The following is an 18,555-nucleotide window of genomic DNA, read 5'->3' on the forward strand; positions in this document are numbered from 1 at the left end:
GATTTTTAAGTGATTAAACGATCAGTTTATACCCTATTCCTTTTAATGTCTGAATGGTGTTGATTCCCAGTTTCTCTCTTAATCTCCGGATATGAACATCAATGGTTCTTTCTCCTACAATTACATCATTGCCCCAAACTTTTTCCAGAATTTCTTCTCTTTTGAAAACTTTCTCGGTATTGGAGGCAAGCAGATAAAGCAGATCAAATTCTTTTTTAGGAAGCAAAAACTGCTGTCCGCTTTTGGAAACCCTGAAGTTATCTTTATCAATAATAAGGTCTCCTATTTCGATAAGTTTGGCATTATCTGAAACCTGAGAAGTCAGCTGTAACAGTGCATTTACTTTAGAAATAAGGATTTTCGGTTTGATTAGTTTTACGATATAATCATTAGCTCCTGCCTGAAACCCGGCCAACTGTGAAAACTCTTCGCTTCTTGCTGAAAGGAAAACGATAAGCGTTTTTTGTAGTTCTTTCACTTTACGAAGTTCCTGACAGGTTTCGATGCCATCTTTCTCAGGCATCATTACGTCCAGCAAAATAAGGTCCGGAATAATTTCCTTTGCTTTTTCTATACCTTCATTACCGTTAGTAGCAGTATAGATATTATAACCTTCTTTTTCCAGGTTGTAAGACAGAATCTCTAAAATGTCCAGTTCATCGTCTATTAAAAGAATTTTTTTACTCATCTTCTAGTTTAAGAATTCCCACAAAATTAATTATTTTCATTGATTTTATCTATCCAGGCAATGTTAACTAATTATTAAAAAACAAACACCCCAAATCAAATTAGAAAATCATTAACAAAATGGATAAATAAATATATATTAAACAAATATACAAAAGAATAATTGAAATAAAACAAAAAAATATAAATATAAAAAACAAACATTCATAGTGTATGTTAACTCAATTTTATTAATACAAACTTCACAATTAATTAAAATTCTCCTAAACGTTTAGTGAAAACTTAGCCCTTATTTTGCCCCTGAAAAAGAAGTAAAATGAAAAAACAACTCCACAAGAGCATTATGCTACTTGCTTTGTTTTCTGCCGGCTACGCATTTGCACAAAGTCAGATCTTAGAAGGTAGGGTACTGGATGAGAAAGACAACACACCTATTGAGGGGGTAAAAGTAAAGGTAAATGACCAGGAGGTCGTAACCGATATTGCGGGATACTACTCTATTAATCTTTCTCCTGGAACCAACTACATTATCACGGTAAGTTCTAATGGATATAACAAAAAAGAGATCAGTGAAGTTATTGTAAAAAATGACACCAATACACACCTTGATATTGTGTTGGAAAAGCCATCCGCTAAGGAAAAAGAGATTGAAGGAGTTGTTATCAGATCCAATGCAAGAAAAGAAACGATAGCTTCTACGATCGGTTTGCAGAAGAATGCAGGTGTGGTTTCGCAGGTTATAGGTGTTGAAGCTATTAAAAGAAGTCCGGACAGAAATACAGGTGAGGTTCTGAAAAGAGTATCGGGTGTGAGTTTATTTGACGGAAAATATATTGTTGTAAGAGGTTTATCTGACCGTTACAACCAGGCTATGTTAAATGGAATTCAGCTTTCCAGTACTGAGCCTGACCGAAAAACTTTTTCTTTTGACCTTTTTCCTGCCAGCGTTATTGAAACCCTGGTGATCAATAAGACTTTTATTCCTGAATACAGTGGTGAATGGGCCGGAGGATTGATTCAGGTAAATACTAAAGATATTCCCAATAAAAACTTCTTCAATGTACAGGTAGGTGTAGGAGGAAATTCTATTACGATGAATAAGGAATTTCTTATGCAGAAAGGAGGGAAATGGGATTTCCTGGGTATTGATGACGGATACAGAAAGATTCCTACCAATATGCCAGCCAAGAATGCTTTCAGTATTCTGAGTGAAGCTCAGAAAACGGATATTGGTAAGGGGTTCACAAAAAACTTTGGATACAACAGCGTTGGTTATCCTGAAAATATAAGCTTACAGCTTGACGGAGGTTTTAATACCAAAATTTTCGGAAAAGATTTAGGGGTAATTGCTGTTCTTAACTACAGCAACAATAAGAGAAGAACAGAATCTAAAAACCGTTTCTTCACCATTAATGACCAGCTTGCTGATACCAACTTCGATTACTACACAGAAAAATACAGCAATGATGTTATTTTAGGAGGGTTACTAAACCTTACTTTAAAACTTAACAGCAACAACAAAATTTCCCTGAAAAATATTATCACTAACAACACGGTGAATCATATGTCTTTCAGAACAGGAAAGGATTTTGAGTTTGATCCTATCAACGGAACGAACATTATCGCGAGAGAGACTGGATTTAAGCAAACTACATTCTATAATTCAACCCTTAACGGAACTCATAAGATAGATGCTTTAGGCGGTTTTACCCTGAACTGGTACGGAAGTTTCGGAATCCTTGATCAGTATATTCCTCTATTGCAGCGTTTACAATACAATCAGTATACAAATCTTGACGGAAGTCCTTATTTAGCTTTAATTTCTAATGGTCTTTCTCAAAAGTCGGGAAGTGTTTTCTATTCTACATTGAGCGATTACCTGTATAATGCAGGGGGAGACCTTACCAAGACTTTTACGATGTTCGGACAAAAGCAGACTATTAAAGGGGGGTATTTATTCCAGGTAAAAGACAGGATCTACAACTCAAGACCATTCTCTGTAAAGCTTGAAAAATATAACCAGGGATTACTTTCCCAGCCTTTTGAAAGTATCTTCAATCCTGAGAATTTCGGAACAGACGGTAAATTTACATTTGATGAAATTTCCGGAAACCAGTACAGGTATATTGCCAATACGATCCTTAATGCAGGATATTTACAATTTGACAACAACTTTGCACCATGGTTAAGAGCTGTTTGGGGATTAAGAGTTGAAAACTTTGACCAATTGGTAGGAAGTACAAAAAGAAGTGATGACCGTTTTGTTAATACTCGTGTAACAGACTTTTTACCAGCTGTTAATTTAACATTCAAGGTAAATCCTAAAATGAATGTACGTCTTGCAGGTTCTCAAACTGTGGTAAGACCTGAATTCAGAGAGGTTTCTCCTTTAGCGTATTACGATTTCGATTTAGGAGCTACTGTTATTGGTAACAAATTTATTGAAAGAACAAAAATCACCAATGTGGACCTTCGTTGGGAATATTACCCAAGAAACGGAGAAATCCTTTCCGTAGCCGGTTTCTATAAAAACTTCAAAAACCCAATCGAATTGTACTTCAATCAATCCGGGGTAGGAACCAGTAACACTTTCAACTACCTTAATGTAGATAAAGCAGATGCGTATGGAGTGGAGCTGGAATTCAGAAAAAAACTTGATTTTGCAAGCGCTCTTAAAAACTTCACATTGGGTGGAAACTTTGCTTACATTAAAAACAAAGTAACGGATGAAGCTACAAATATTGACAGACCAATGCAGGGACAATCTCCTTACACCATCAATTTAAGCCTTCAGTATGATGCTGAAAAAACAGGATGGTCTTCTACGGTACTTTTCAATATGATCGGAAGAAGAATTCTTTATGTAGGTAATGATCAGATCCCACCAATCTGGGAAGCTCCAAGACCTCTTTTAGATTTCCAGATTGCTAAAAAGATCTGGCAAAATAAAGGAGAAATCAAATTAAATGTTTCAGATATACTTAACCGTCGTGCGAAATTTTACCATGACCTGAACGGAAATAAGAAATATGACAACTCTGATGCTCTTGCTATAGAAAGGGTAACAGGAACCAATATCAGTTTAACACTGGGATACAATTTTTAACACATTCAATATTTAATAAATAACTTAATTCTTTATAACATGAAAAAATTCGTTTTATATTCTTTAATGCTTGGCGCTCTTGCTACAACTACTGCATGTAGAAATATAGAAGAAGACGGGCAAACCATCATTCAGGATGGTTCCGGAAATGGAAACACTGACAACCTTATTCTCTCAGGAAAGATCACATCCAATGTTACGCTTAAAGCTAATAAAATTTATAAGTTAAGAGGATTAGTATATGTAACAAACGGAGCAACTTTAACCATTGAGCCGGGAACAAGAATTGTAGGTGAAGCTGATAAAAATGGAGCCTTGATTATCACTAGAGGAAGTAAAATTATGGCAGAAGGAACTGCCGCCAACCCTATTATCTTCACTTCTGAAAAACCAAGTCCGAAAAGAGGAGACTGGGCAGGTATTGTCATTTTAGGAAGTGCTCCTACCAATGCTTCTTTCAACAACCAACAAGGAGTTGGAGAAATTGAAGGGGGTATCAACAACACGGAAGGTCTTGGTCTTTACGGAGGAAATAATGCTGCTGACAACAGTGGTATCTTAAAATACGTAAGAATTGAATATGCAGGATATGCATTCTTACCAGACAAAGAGGTAAACGGAATTACATTCGGAGGGGTAGGTAACGGAACTACTGTAGATTATGTAGAAGTGGCTTATGCTAATGACGACAGTTTTGAGTGGTTCGGAGGAACAGTAAACTGCTCTCACCTTATTTCTTATAAAGGTCTTGATGATGACTTTGATACTGATAACGGTTTTTCAGGAAAAATACAGTTCGGTATTGCAGTAAGAGATGCTCAGGTAGCTGACGTTTCAGGTTCTAACGGATTTGAATCTGATAATGATGCCAACGGTTCTGCTTTAACTCCTCAGAGCTCCGCTACATTCTCAAATATGACGATTATCGGGCCAATCAACTCTTCAAGCACAAGTACCAATGTAGGTTCAATCAACTCATTGTTTCAAAATGGTTTACAGATCAGAAGAAACTCTTCTATTTCAGTATTTAACTCTGTTTTCACAGGTTTTCCGGTTGGTTTATTCGTTGATGCTACCAAAGGAACTCCTACAGATAAAAATATCACCAGCGGAAGTCTTGCTTTCGAGAATAATATTCTGGCAGGAAGTGTAACTCCTTTAAAATACGGAGCTTCCACTTCTTCTCCAACAGGATATTCTATCACTGATCTTACTACTTTCTTCAATGCTAAAGGAAATACCAGCCTTACTTATACAGCTGACGTAAAACTTACCAATGCATGGGCTCCTGCAGGAACAACACCAAACTTCTCTCCTGCTGCCGGGTCACCATTATTAACAGGAGGGGTATTCACCCATACTAAATTAGCATCTTGGTTCACTCCTGTAACGTACAGAGGAGCTGTAAAAGACGCTAGCGACACTTGGTATGCAGGCTGGACAAACTATAACTTATAGTATATCTATTAACAGTTACTATCATATCAAATTATTAAAAAAGCCTTCAGAATCTTCTGAAGGCTTTTTTAGTACTGTCATTTTGTGTTGAATACAAAAGTAATAAGCCCTCAGCTATAAACAATCAGCCACCGGAAAATCCGATGGCTGATTTACAAAAAACAAGTATATAAAAAATATATATTCTTTTTAATTTCTCCAAAACAGATTTCCGTCATTCATCAGGGCTTCTATTGTGGTCATTCTGGAAACAGCTTCTGCAGAGCATGATGCACCGGTAAAAACAACAGCTGCTTTATCTCCTGTTTTAGGCCACTGCTGATTTCCTTTTTCATCCAGTGGAAGAATACCCTGGGTAGCAAACTGCAGTGCTCTTGATAAGGCCAGCTCTGTTGCATATCCATATAATTCGGCGATTAAATTTGCTTTCTGCAGCATATTTCCTGATCCGAAGGTACTCCAGTAATCCTGTACATTATCGTTTCCTATCAATACATCCACTCCATGTTTCTTTAAGGTTGGTATGGGCATTACAGTTCCTTTGAACGGTACAGAAGAGGCTATCCCCACTTTACCTTCAGCCAGCCTTTCAGCAATCTGTTGTGTTTCTTTTGGAGAAAGATGGGCTAAAGCAAAAGCATGACTCACAAATGTTTTCCCCTGGAGTTCCGGGTTTTCAATAGCTTTATCAATCAGGTAATTGATGGTTTTCATCCCCGACTCTCCTACTTCATGGAGGTGAATATCAATTCCTTTATGATGATCTAAAGCCAGCTGAACGGTAAAATCCATTACTTTTTCAATACTTCCATCAATGCTTAAAGGATCAAGCCCCCCGATAAAACCTACACTTTTCAGCTGAGCTGCTTCTTTCATTAAAGGAAGCGTTTCCGTGTAGTATACTCCATGTTGCGGGAAAGCAACCAGTTCAGCCCTGAAAGAGTCTTTTTTATTTTCAAGTGCCTGCTCCAGATGTTCAAGTGACTGTAATCCCGAGGTAGGATCAATATTAAAATGGGCTCTTGCAAAATGAGTTCCGTAGCGTTGCTGTAAGCTGATCAGCTGTTCGGCTCTTTCTACAGAAGTTTTTAGTAATTCAGGAATAATTTCCTGTTCATACGCAATCATATCTTTTACGGTTCTTCTTTTCGGAGAAAGTGCCTTCCATGGAAGTCCGTATAATGTTTTATCCAAATGGATGTGCATATCTCTGAAAGCCGGAAGCATCAGATATCCTTTAGCATCTATAGCATTAGAAGCCGGATCATTAATTCTTACGGCTTTTATTTTCCCATCTTCAATGTCAATACTGAAAAGATCTGTTTTTGTACCTGTTACCTCTTCATTTTCGTATTCAAAACCTGTTTCCAGGCGGACATTTTTCAGTGAGTATTTTCCTTTTGCAGTTAATTGATATGGAAATTGCATGATGTAAAATTTTAACCATACAAAATTACATCAGCTCTTCCTCGAAACCAGTGTATCAATTATGTCAAATGTTGTACAAATTATTCTTTGAACTGAGAAGGCGTCATTCCGGTTTGTGCCTTAAAGAATTTTGAAAAGCTGGCATGATCATAGAAGCCAAGATCATAGACAATGTCTTTTACAGACATTTCAGAAACTTTCAGAAGACGTTTTGCTTCTAATAAAATTCTGTCCTGAATAAGGGATGATGCTGAAGCATTGAGATTTTTTTTGCAGACAATATTCAGATAATTGGCAGAAATACTAAGTTTATCTGCATAGAAAGAAACAGATCTTTCGGTTTTAAAATGTTCATCGATCAGAGGTAAGAATTTTGAAATGATAGGATTTGAATGATAAACTTCAAAATCTTTGAAAGCTCCTTCCACAGACTTACTTACCAACAGGCCTATCAGCTCACTTCTCTTCTGGATCAGTTCCCAAAAAACCTTTTCTCCATTCAGTTCTTTCTGGATTGCCTGAAATTCATATCTGAAAGTTGTAAAAATATCCTGGGAAAGATTGATCACCGGATGGTTCTGGTAATAGGAAGCAGAAAATCTTAATGAAGGCAGGAAACTCTCAAACCAATCCCTGCTGATCATCAGCTGATATCCTATTGTTTCTTTTTCAATCACCCATTGATGCACCTGATCCGGAAAAACAAGATGGATCTGGAAATCTTTCACCTGATATTCTACGAAATCAATCGTATGAGAACCAACTCCCTTTTCAAAAAGATTAATGATAAAAAAATCGTGTTTATGGGGATCATCAATAGAACGTGCCCCGTAAAGTTCGTTAAACAGCAGATTGCAGCCCTTAAGCTGATTCTCACTAAACTCCTGAATTCCTAAAATGGGAAAATGATCCGTATGATAACCCACACTACCTGAATTTCTCCTAAAATTAATAAAAATTATGAGAGAAAAATTAAAATAACCACAAAAGAAACAAATACTGAATCCTTTGTGGTTCAAACACAAACTAAAATATATCTAAATTTATCAATTACAGGACATTAAGTAACGCAAAGACAAAATGATAAAACTCAATACAGCTTAACTCTTTGCACTTCTACGCCTACTCCTACGGTATGTGCTATGATGTTAAGATCTCAGCTATTTCTTTAAAACCTAGTGATTCTGCATGTTCCAAAGGAGTCTTCCCTGAATGGTCAGGAATGTTGATATCTGCGCCATTATCTTTTAAAATCTGCACGATTTCCTGATATTTCCGGGTACCATTTCCAAGGATCACGGCTTCCATTAATGCCGTCCATCCTAAGCGGTTCACATGATTGATCGGAAAACCCTTTGCCTTTACTAAAACTTTTACAGTTTCTACATATCCCCGTTCACATGCCGGAATTAATGCGGTACCGTTATATCGGTTATACAAATCAAAACGGGCTCCGTTGTCCAAAAACAGCGTAACCAATTCTGTCTGCCCGCTTGCTCCTGCGTATAAAAACGGACTGTCTTTCTGGTTATCCTGAAGGTTCACATCAGCTTTATAAGAAATAAGCAGTTTTGCCATTTCTATGTTCTTTTCTATTGTTGCTATCATTAATAAAGAACGTCCTCTTTCATCCTGAGTATTAACATCTGTACCATTCTCTAAAGCAGATTTTACGGCCGTGAGATCATTGTTTTTCACCTTTTCTATAATATTTTCCTGAGGTCTCGTATCTTCTTTTGAGAAAGCAACCGGTTTCTCTCCGCAGGCACTCATACTTCCGAATGTTAAAAGAAATACTAAAACTTTCATAATCGTTTATTTTAGGTCGAAAACTTAAAAGACTACATTTCCCTGATGCACCAATGACTCAACAGTTGAAATCCTTGATACGGCTTCTGCAGAACAGCTTGCATTCAGCAATACAAAATCTGCTTTATCACCTGTTTTAGGCCACTGCTGACCTCCTTTATCATCTAATGGAAGAATATTTCCTGTCGCCAGCTTTAAACTTCTTGACAATAAAAATTCTGTAGAATAACCATATAGCTGGGCCATCAGGTTGGCTTTCTCCAGCACACTCCCTGTTCCGAAAGTATTCCAGTGGTCTACAATACTGTCATTACCTGTCAATACCGTTACATTATGTTTGTATAATGTTGGGATAGGCATAATCATTCTTCCAAAAGGAATCGTGGAAACAATTCCGATTTGGGCATCTGCTAATTTCTCAGCTATTTCTTCCTGCTTTGTACTCTCCAGTTTGGCCAGTATGAAACAGTGACTTAAATAGGTTTTCCCTTTTAAAGAAGGATTTTCATTCAATTTTTTAATAAGATACTCTACAGTTTTCAATCCGGAATCTCCGGTTTCATGCAGATGAATATCTATTCCTTTTTGATGATCCAATGCCAACTGAACGGTAAAATCCATTACTTTTTCAATATTTCCGTCAATATTGAATGGGTCTACGCCCCCAATAAAATCAATATCCATCTTCGCAGCCTCTTTCAGATAAGGAGCTGAATCGGTATAGAATACACCATGCTGCGGAAAAGCAACCAGCTCGGCTCCAAAGCCTTTCTTTTTATTCTCTAAAGCCTTTTGAAGGTTTTTTAATGATTGGAGTTTCGAAGTAGGTTCAATATTTACATGGCTTCTGGCATATGAAGTTCCTTTTGACTGAAGCAGCTCAATCAGTTTTTCAGCTTTAAATGTTGAATTTTTCAGCATCTCAGGAAGTATTTTCTGTTCCAGCTCAATCATTCCTTTGATTCCGCCGGTTCTTTTTCTTACAGCCTGCCATTGATCTCCATACAATGTTTTATCCAAATGAATATGCATGTCTTTAAACGCAGGGAGCATTAACAATCCTTTTGCATCTACTGCTTTAGCATTAGGCTGGTTTGGGATGATCTTTGTGATCTTTCCATGCTCAACTTCTATATAAAACAGATCTGTTTTGGTGGATGCAACTTCCCCCTCCTGATATTCAAAACCGGTTTCTAAACGGACATTTTTAAGGCTTAACTTCCCTTTAGTCCATATATTCTTTTCATCAAAAAACGGTGATGCTGCCATGATATTAGGTATTAAGGTTAATCCGGCCATTGCCCATGCAGAATTTCTGATAAAATCCTTACGGGATATATTATTGTCTGAAGTCATCCTTTCCAATCTATTTATGACAAAATTAAAAAGAAGTCTGCTGACCAAAGTGTATGGTTTATTACAAAACTTGTATGATTTATGCTTTGTTTTGATTCCTTATTAACATCCCCTTTATCTTTTCTACACTAGAATAAAGAAGATACCCCACAACAATTGTCATTCAGGAATCTAAACGGCTGATTCACTTTGATTGCTGAGACTCCTACGGAGTGACAAACTATATGGTTATTTTTAGACGTAAAAATTACTTACGACTTATACAAAAGTTTACCAGCATCCTTTTCATTCCGCAGGAATCTAAACGGCTGACTCACTTTGATTACTGAGACTCCTACGGAGTGACAAACTATGTGCTTATTTTTAGATGTAAAAATTACTTACGATTTATACATAAGTTTACCAGCATCCTTGTCATTCCGCAGGAATCTAAACGGCTGACTCACTTTGATTACTGAGACTCCTACGGAGTGACAAACTATGTGCTTATTTTTAGACGTAAAAATTACTTACGTTTTATACATAAGTTTACCAGCATCCTTGTCATTCCGCAGGAATCTAAACGGCTGATTCACTTTGATTACTGAGACTCCTACGGAGTGACAAACTATGTGCTTATTTTTAGATGTAAAAATTACTTACGATTTATACATAAGTTTACCAGCATCCTTGTCATTCCGCAGGAATCTAAATTATGCTGCTTACTCTGTTGAGACTCCTACGGAGTGACAAAAGATTGTGCATAACTTTGATTGCGTAGAGTTTTTTAGTGATCTGCAAACTTCCTAATTCAAATCATTCTGCATAAAAAAACCGGATCTAAAATCCGGTTTCACTATTATTTATTAGAATATTCAAATTTTCTTACTGCTTCCAGCGTCATATCAATTTCTTTATCCTTGATCGCATCGCTGATGAAATACGTTTCATATCCGCTTGGTGGAAGATACACTCCATTTTGCAGCATCTGATGGAAGAAGTTATTAAATAACGAATGATTGGCTTCCTGAGCTTCATCAAAATTTGAAACCCTGTTGATATGGAAGAATACAGACATCATAGACCCTTTTCTATTGATCTTATGGGCAATTCCTTTTTCATTTAAAATTTTTCCGATTTCAAAATCTAAAGTTTCTGTTGTCTTATTCAGTCTGTTGAAGAATTCCGAATCATTTTTAATAAGCTGAAGAGTTTTTAATCCTGCTCTCATAGCCAATGGATTTCCACTTAATGTTCCAGCCTGATATACGCCTCCTTTTGGAGCCAAATGATCCATAATTTCATTTTTTCCGGCAAAAGCACCTACCGGCAGACCTCCACCGATTACCTTTCCATAGGTTACCAGGTCGGCTTTCACATTGAAAAGCTCCTGAGCTCCACCAAAAGACAATCTGAAACCGGTCATTACTTCATCAAAAATAAGTAAAGCACCATTCTCGTCACAGATTCTTCTTAAATTTTGAAGGAAATTATTTTCAGGTAAGACACAACCCATATTTCCGGCAACAGGTTCGATGATTACTGCTGCAATTTCACCCTGATTATGGCGGAACAGATCTTCCACCTGTTCAAAATCGTTGTAACGGGCTAATAAAGTATCTTTAGCTGTTCCTGCTGTTACTCCCGGAGAATTGGGATTTCCGAATGTAGCAGCTCCACTTCCTGCTTTAATCAGGAATGAATCTGAATGTCCGTGGTAGCAACCTTCAAATTTTACAATTTTATCTCTTCCTGTATACCCTCTCGCCAGTCTGATGGCACTCATACATGCCTCAGTTCCTGAAGAAACCATTCTGATCTGGTCGATATTAGGTACATTTTCAATGATAAATTTTGCAATTTCTGTTTCCAGTTCTGTAGGAGCACCGAAAGAAAAACCTTTCTCAGCCTGAATTTTCAGTTCTTCCAAAACTTTAGGATGGGTATGTCCCAAGATGGCAGGCCCCCATGAGTTGATGTAATCGATATACGTATTATCATCTGCATCGGTAAGGTAAGCACCTTTTGCTGATTTCATGAAAACAGGAACCCCTCCCACTGATTTGAATGCGCGAACCGGAGAGTTTACTCCTCCCGGAATGTATTTGTAGGCTTCATCAAATAAAGCCGAACTTCTTTGATACTTCATATATTAGTTACGGGTTGACAAGAATTCAGTAACAGCTCATAATGAACGGTTAATGAGAAGCTATCAACAAAGATTAATTTCTTGGTTTTTTATCTATTAAATAAATTAACTGTCCTGCAGATGGCTGCTGTCCTTCATCCATCCTGTTTTTAGCATATAATTTATGTAATTTGATTCCGAATTTCTGGGCGATATCATGCATATCTTCCCCTGATGCCGCCTTGTAAGTTGCCGTATTTCCAGAAGAGTTTTTAGACTCAAGGAAAACAATATCATTTTTCTTTAATACATCGTTCTCCAATTCATTCCATTTCATCAGTCTGCTTTCGCTCACTTTAAATTTATTGGCAATAAACTGTACGTTGGTATCTTCAGGAATAACAATATATTTCAAACCATCATTTGGATGGCTTTTGATCAGAATAGCATTAAGGATCTCTGCTTTTGTTTTGATTCTCTCCACTCTTTTCTGCTGCTGTGCATAAGAGGTTTGCTTGTAAGGAACTTCCACAGTAACCGGATCTTTAGCTTTTTTACCCATTTTTGAAGGTTCAAGCTGCGCCATGAAAGATCTGTCATCCTTAAGGTCCGGATACATTTTAAGAACGGCATACAATACCTCATTAGAACTGGTATTGTCGTATTCGTATAATCTGTATTTTTCAATTTTAGTGATCAGGATGGAAGCATAACGTGGATTGGTGGCGTATCCTGCTTTTTTCAGACCATAAGCCCAGGCTCTGTAATCCTTCATATCCAGATTAAAAAGATTGGCGTAGTATTTCCTTGTAGATAAAAATATGGAATGGTCTTCATAAGACTGTCTTGGATCTTCATACACACGGAAGCATTCATTAGGTGCATCATCCGTATGTTTCATTGTCTTACCTGTCCAGTCTTCCTTACATTTTATTCCGAAGTGGTTTTTACCTTCCAGTGCCAGTCTGCTTTGTCCTCCTCCGGTTTCCAATAGTCCCTGAGCAAGGGTAATAGAAGCAGGAATTTTATATTTTTCCATTTCCTCTACCGCATATTTAGCAAATTTTTGGATATACTGATCTTCAGTTGCCCAATTTTGGGCAGAAAATTTTGATAAAACTAAAAGGCTTATTAGTACGAAAAGTCTTTTCATGTTTTTCAATGTTACTTTATATAATTAAATTTCTATTCTGTTTTTCTAACAGTAGATTTGCTCCCTCAATTCCCTGTAATCCTCCTGTATGAAAGCATAATATACTGGTGTTTTCAGGAAAATAGTTTTCTTCAATCAGCTCAAAAACCTTCTGCATCATCTTTCCTGTATAAATAGGTTCCAAAGGAATATTATATTTCTCTTTAAAATCATTGATAAAACGAATGTTTTCGTCATTTATTTTACCATAACCTCCAAAATCTGAATCTATTAGATTAAAATTATGTTTCGAAGTTAATTCTGCTATTTTTTTCTCCAGCGAAGTATCGTCAACCACCTTAAACCCTATAACTTTCTGATTGTCTTCACAAAATTTCGAGATTCCAGCAATGGTTCCTCCTGTTCCAACTGCGGTGCAAAGATAGTCAAAATCTTTTGTTTGCTCATTGAGCATCATTTTTATCCCTTCCACAGCCTCTTCATTGGTTCCTCCTTCCGGAACGATCAATGCATCAGGGAACTCCTGTTGCAGAAATTCGGTAAATTTTTCTTTATGTCTGTACTCTTCACGGGTGACAAATTTCAGGTTCATCCCATTTCTTTTGGCAAAAACCAAAGTAGGATTATCCCGCCATTTATTCTGCAGTTCTTCCCCTCTTATAATTCCCAATGTTGGAATACCTGCCATGTTCCCTGCTGCAGAAACCGCAGAAATATGATTCGAGAACGCTCCTCCAAAAGTAATAACATAAGGATTTTCAGGTTTTTTTTCCAGATATTTATTGATATTATAGAAAAGTTTCCAGTATTTATTTCCTGAAATTTGAGGATGGATAAGATCTTCTCTTTTTATAAAAAGTCTCACCTTTTTATCAATGGAAATTTCCTGAATGGGAACAGGTTCTGTGGGAAGTTGTAATACCATGTTTATTTTTGAACTACTCAAGGTTTATTGATTACAAAAATAACAAAAGATTTATTTCCATTGAGATTTCAGCAGTTGTGCAAATTTTGATGGGTATTTTCGTTGAAAGATGTATTTCAATAATTAGGTTTCGGCTAAAGCCAATCAATGAATACTTATTTGTAAGTGGACTAAAGTCCACTCCTATTGATATGGAATAAGCTCTGGTAGAATCAGATTATATTGTAATTTAGTAAGTCTTACAAAATGACAGCTCTATGGAATCTGTTTTTTGAAATAATGGCTCAAATATGACCATGTAAATGGCATCTATTCACGATCTTTGTCATCCCGTAGGGATCTCAGCCATATTTTACGAACAATTATCAAGAATATTTTAATGATCGGTTTAAGCTAAGCCAATCGATGAAATGTTTATTTGTAAGTGGACTAAAGTCCACTTCTATTGAATGGAATAAGCTCTGGTAGAATCAGATTATATTGTAATTTAGTAAGTCGTATGAAATGACACACTTTATCAAATCTATTTTTTGAATAATGGCTCAAATATGACCATGTAAATGGTATCTATTCACAATCTTTATCATCCCGTAGGGATCGCAGCCATATTTTACGAACAATTATCAAGAATATTTTAATGATCGGTTTTAGCTAAGCCAATCGATGAAATGTTTATTTGTAAGTGGGTTCCTGCAGTTTAAAGACCATTACTTTAAAACTCTGTTTTTAAATAATAATTTCTAACTTGGTTACGATAAAACTAAAAAGCCGGATATGAAAAAAATATTGATCACCATAATATCTGCACTTGTTGTCATCATCTTTATGGCAGGAATGTTTTACATTTTTTTTGGAAATCAGCTGTTTTCCCGATCAGAGCTGGATATCCCCGATAAGCCTAACGACAAAATAATCAGTATGTTTAATGCTCAGATCGAACAGGAAGTGGAAGATCATACGCGAAGTATAACGTATCCCGGATATATTCCGGAAAGCAGGCAAAATACCATTGAATATTTACAAACGATCAGTTCTATTGAAAGCTCAACCCGTTATGGTGTGCAATCTACACAGCCCAGAAATCAGCTTGAGCTGAAAATCACTTTCAACGATGGAACTGTTGCCAAAGAAGTATACACAGGGCATTCATGTTCCGGTTACCTGTCTCCATGCTTAGTGATGAAAGTGGAAATGAAAGAGGGTAAAGCCACTAAAATATTTACAAACGGTCAGGAAAAAAAAGGTTCTCCGGAATGGATTATCCCAGATTTGGATATTTTAATCGGAAAAGCAATTCTCTATGATATCAAGAGAAATCACGATAAATATTTTCAACCCCAGAAAACCCAGCAGGATTTTGATAATGAATGGAAGGATAAGAAATAGAACTTTATGATCTTATATATTTCCAGAAACCCCACAGTTTTCTTGTTTTAAGATAATTCAAATCTTTTTCTCTTGCATAGGCTTCTCTTTCAAATGAAATTCTTTTATAGGCCAGATAGCCATCTTTTAGTTTGAAAAACCAGTAATAATATTCGATCACATAGAATATATAGAAGAAAATAATAAGCATCTCCAGCTGCTGTCTTAAATGGATCTTTTCGTGATTGATAAGTACTTTATTTTCCTTATCTTCGGGTTTCCTAATGAAGATAAAGGGAAAGAGAGCAATGCCGTTAATTTTTAGTTTTTTTAATGGCTTTTGGCATACAATTATCATAACAACAAATATAAAAAGTTTTTGACTAACGTTTAACTTATGGCCCATTTTGACATCAAAGAAGGTGAGGACTTTTATTATAATGAACAGGGATACAAGGTTTTTACGGAAAAGTTTCATCTGAAAAGAGGACACTGTTGTAAAAGCGGCTGCAGACACTGTCCTTACGGATACGATAAAAAGACAGATACATTCATTAAAAACGATAAAAAAAATAAATAAAATGAAAAAATATATTTTTATCTTGTTGGCTTCTGCTACATTAGGTCTTACTTCATGTAGTCCTTTTCAGGTACGTTCAGACTACGCTGAAACAGCCAATTTCAATTCTTATAAAACCTATAAAATAAGAATTGATGATTTGAAATTGAATGATATTGATAAAGACAGGGTTTTGAATGAATTATCAAGACAGCTTCAAAGCAAAGGACTTCAGTCCGGAGAAAATCCTGATCTGATTGTCAACGTAAAAGCTAACCATAAGAAAGTTACTGATATTAATTCTTCTTCACCTTACGGAATGTGGGGCTGGGGCGGCCCATTCGGATGGGGTGTCGGAATGAGCAGAACATGGACCAGCAATTATAATGAAGGTGCCTTAATCGTAGACCTTATCGATTCAAAAACAAATAAGTTGGTTTGGCAGGGTATCGGAAGTGGAATTTCTGTGGATTCACCAAAATCCAAACAGAGACAAATTCCGGAAATTCTGGCTGAGATTATGAAAAACTATCCGCCACAAAGAAAATAAATTAAAGCAATTATTATAGATGCCGGTACATTTTGTGCCGGCATTTTTTATGGTGATATGATATAAGGATATACTTCTATTACTTATTGTGTTTTTACATACAGATTAGCTGAAAATTTCATAGACACCTTCTCCTATTTTTAGTGAACAATGATGACGCGTTACTTATTATGCAAAGCACAATATTGACTATTGAAAATTAATAATTATGTAATTTTTTATTCATAAAAATGTAGTATTCTTGCTTGAAATAATATTAGTATGAAAAAAATCATTTTATTTTCTGTTTTTGCGGGACTTGTAAATGCTCAGGCTCCTGCAGGATATTACAATTCTGCCAACGGACTGAGCGGTGCTGCTTTGAAAACGGCATTAAGCACCATTATTACCAACGGTCATCAGGATAAAGGCTACAGCGGATTGTGGACCGGTTATAAAACCACCGATATTGATAAGAATTATGAAAATGACGGGTCTATCCTTGATATTTATTCAGAAAAACCTGTAGGAGCTGATCCTTATAACTATACACCGGGTACCAATCAGTGTGGTACTTATTCTACGGAAGGAAATTGCTATAACAGAGAACATATTGTTCCTCAGAGTTTATTTAACCAGTCTTCACCTATGGTTTCTGATATTCATTTCATCAGAGCCACTGACGGAAAAGTAAATGGTATGAGAAGCAATTATCCTTTCGGACAGGTGGGAAGCGCTACTTTTACATCTAAAAACGGATCAAAGCTTGGAAATTCTGCTTCTTCGGGATATTCAGGAACTGTTTTCGAACCGATTGATGAGTTTAAAGGTGATGTAGCCCGTATGATCTTTTATTTCGTAACCCGTTATCAAAGTAAACTTTCTTCTTTTTCTTCTGGGAATATGCTGGGAAGTTCTGCTTTTCCGGGCTTACAGACATGGGAACTTAACGTACTTCTAGCCTGGAACAACCAGGATCCTGTTTCTCAGGCTGAAATCAATAGAAATAATGCATCCTATACTTTTCAGGGGAATAGAAACCCATTTATTGATAATCCCAGCTATGTAAATCTTATCTGGGGATCTCAGCAGCCAAGCAATGATACCCAGGCTCCCACAACGGCTACAGGTTTAGCTGTTAGCGGAAAAACAGCTAACAGTATTTCTCTTGGATGGAATGCTTCTACTGATAACGTAGGGGTTTCTTCTTATGCTGTTTATATGAACGGAAGCCTGAATACTACAGTAAATTCTACTACAGCTACGATTTCAGGTCTCAACCCTTCCACTACCTATACTTTCTATGTGGTAGCTAAGGATGCCGCCGGAAATTCTTCTGCAAACAGCTCTACTGTTTCAGGAACTACCAACGCCGGATCTACAAATCCATCTACAGGGTGTGTAAACGAAACTTTTGAAACCATCCCTGCCACCAGTGCCTCTTATACTACAAGAACATGGAGCAACAGCGGAATTTCCTGGACCGCTACTGATGCCAGAACAGACCAAACGATCAACAATAAAGCTATTACCATAAGAAGCGGTTCTTTAACATCAGGCAGCTCAGGCAATGGTATTGGCTCTTTAACGGTAACTACTCAACTGAAGTTTTCCGGAAGTAATGGAAATCTTGATGTAAAAGTAAACGGAACTACTGTAGGAACTGTTCCTTATAGCGCAACGGCAACCACTACGACGATTAATAATATTGATGTTTCCGGTAATGTAACGGTAAGTCTGGTTAACGGTTCTGCAAGTAACAGAATTGCTATTGACGATCTTCAATGGACATGCTATTCTGGAGAAACTGCCAGACAAGCTCAAGCTGCTGCTTTGGAAACAAAAGCTCAAAATTTTAAAATTTCTCCAAACCCGGTCACTAATCAGGAAATCTTTGTAAGCGGAGATGTACAGCATATCAAAAAAGCTGAGATTTATAATGTACAGGGGAAAGTGATGCAAACGGTTAATCAGCCTTTTAAAAATGGAAATTCTATTAAGACCCAAAATCTTGGTCAGGGAATTTATATTTTAAAACTGGATAATACAACGATGCAGTTTTTGGTAAAATAA

Annotated in this window: 15 protein-coding genes; 6 read left to right on the top strand and 9 right to left on the bottom strand. The window is 36.6% G+C overall.

Annotated elements, in window-relative coordinates:
- Nucleotides 1-13: 13 nt before the first annotated feature.
- Nucleotides 14-688 carry a response regulator transcription factor gene (locus LQV47_RS11810; RefSeq protein WP_230037087.1) on the bottom strand — a complete coding sequence of 225 codons (675 nt, stop codon included), beginning with the start codon at nucleotides 686-688 and terminating at the stop codon, nucleotides 14-16.
- A gap of 315 nt (nucleotides 689-1,003) precedes the next feature.
- On the opposite strand from LQV47_RS11810, the gene LQV47_RS11815 reads away from it, so the two are divergent.
- Complete coding sequence (locus tag LQV47_RS11815) at nucleotides 1,004-3,793, top strand: TonB-dependent receptor (protein ID WP_230037089.1); 2,790 nt, start codon at nucleotides 1,004-1,006, stop codon at nucleotides 3,791-3,793.
- Between the two features lie 39 nt (nucleotides 3,794-3,832).
- Complete coding sequence (locus LQV47_RS11820) at nucleotides 3,833-5,251, top strand: hypothetical protein (protein ID WP_230037091.1); 1,419 nt, start codon at nucleotides 3,833-3,835, stop codon at nucleotides 5,249-5,251.
- A 189-nt stretch (nucleotides 5,252-5,440) separates the two neighbouring features.
- On the opposite strand, the gene LQV47_RS11825 is transcribed toward LQV47_RS11820, so the two are convergent.
- The 7 genes from LQV47_RS11825 to LQV47_RS11855 form a co-directional block, all read right to left on the bottom strand.
- Nucleotides 5,441-6,679 (bottom strand): amidohydrolase, encoded by a 1,239-nt coding sequence (locus LQV47_RS11825; RefSeq protein WP_230037093.1) that lies wholly within the window; start codon nucleotides 6,677-6,679, stop codon nucleotides 5,441-5,443.
- An 80-nt stretch (nucleotides 6,680-6,759) separates the two neighbouring features.
- Nucleotides 6,760-7,605, bottom strand: coding sequence for a helix-turn-helix transcriptional regulator (locus LQV47_RS11830; RefSeq protein WP_230037095.1), 846 nt, complete (start codon nucleotides 7,603-7,605; stop codon nucleotides 6,760-6,762).
- 214 nt (nucleotides 7,606-7,819) lie between these two features.
- A complete protein-coding gene (locus LQV47_RS11835) occupies nucleotides 7,820-8,488 on the bottom strand; it encodes an ankyrin repeat domain-containing protein (protein WP_230037098.1) in 669 nt (222 codons plus the stop codon).
- A 24-nt stretch (nucleotides 8,489-8,512) separates the two neighbouring features.
- On the bottom strand, nucleotides 8,513-9,844 hold the full coding sequence (locus LQV47_RS11840) for an amidohydrolase (RefSeq protein WP_230037100.1): 1,332 nt from the start codon (nucleotides 9,842-9,844) through the stop codon (nucleotides 8,513-8,515).
- Nucleotides 9,845-10,682: 838 nt separating this feature from the next.
- A complete protein-coding gene (gene hemL / locus LQV47_RS11845) occupies nucleotides 10,683-11,972 on the bottom strand; it encodes a glutamate-1-semialdehyde 2,1-aminomutase (protein ID WP_230037102.1) in 1,290 nt (429 codons plus the stop codon).
- A 73-nt stretch (nucleotides 11,973-12,045) separates the two neighbouring features.
- On the bottom strand, nucleotides 12,046-13,104 hold the full coding sequence (locus LQV47_RS11850) for a glucosaminidase domain-containing protein (RefSeq protein WP_230037104.1): 1,059 nt from the start codon (nucleotides 13,102-13,104) through the stop codon (nucleotides 12,046-12,048).
- Nucleotides 13,105-13,120: 16 nt separating this feature from the next.
- Nucleotides 13,121-14,029 (bottom strand): pyridoxal-phosphate dependent enzyme, encoded by a 909-nt coding sequence (locus tag LQV47_RS11855; protein WP_230037106.1) that lies wholly within the window; start codon nucleotides 14,027-14,029, stop codon nucleotides 13,121-13,123.
- 774 nt (nucleotides 14,030-14,803) lie between these two features.
- Between LQV47_RS11855 and LQV47_RS11860 the strand changes: the two genes are divergently transcribed.
- A complete protein-coding gene (locus LQV47_RS11860) occupies nucleotides 14,804-15,415 on the top strand; it encodes a hypothetical protein (protein WP_230037108.1) in 612 nt (203 codons plus the stop codon).
- A 4-nt stretch (nucleotides 15,416-15,419) separates the two neighbouring features.
- On the opposite strand, the gene LQV47_RS11865 is transcribed toward LQV47_RS11860, so the two are convergent.
- Entirely contained in the window at nucleotides 15,420-15,752 is a 333-nt protein-coding gene (locus tag LQV47_RS11865) for a hypothetical protein (RefSeq protein ID WP_230037109.1), read from the bottom strand.
- A 39-nt stretch (nucleotides 15,753-15,791) separates the two neighbouring features.
- Here LQV47_RS11865 and LQV47_RS11870 point away from each other — a divergent pair, with 39 nt between their 5' ends.
- The 3 genes from LQV47_RS11870 (at nucleotide 15,792) to LQV47_RS11880 (ending at nucleotide 18,555) form a co-directional block, all read left to right on the top strand.
- Nucleotides 15,792-15,974, top strand: coding sequence for a DUF5522 domain-containing protein (locus LQV47_RS11870; protein WP_047492275.1), 183 nt, complete (start codon nucleotides 15,792-15,794; stop codon nucleotides 15,972-15,974).
- 1 nt (nucleotide 15,975) lies between these two features.
- Nucleotides 15,976-16,503: a DUF4136 domain-containing protein gene (locus tag LQV47_RS11875; protein ID WP_047492272.1), complete on the top strand. Its 528-nt coding sequence runs from the start codon at nucleotides 15,976-15,978 to the stop codon at nucleotides 16,501-16,503.
- 261 nt (nucleotides 16,504-16,764) lie between these two features.
- A complete protein-coding gene (locus LQV47_RS11880) occupies nucleotides 16,765-18,555 on the top strand; it encodes an endonuclease (protein WP_230037111.1) in 1,791 nt (596 codons plus the stop codon).

It is taken from the genome of Chryseobacterium sp. Bi04 (genome assembly GCF_918698085.1).
In the GTDB taxonomy this organism is placed as follows: domain Bacteria; phylum Bacteroidota; class Bacteroidia; order Flavobacteriales; family Weeksellaceae; genus Chryseobacterium.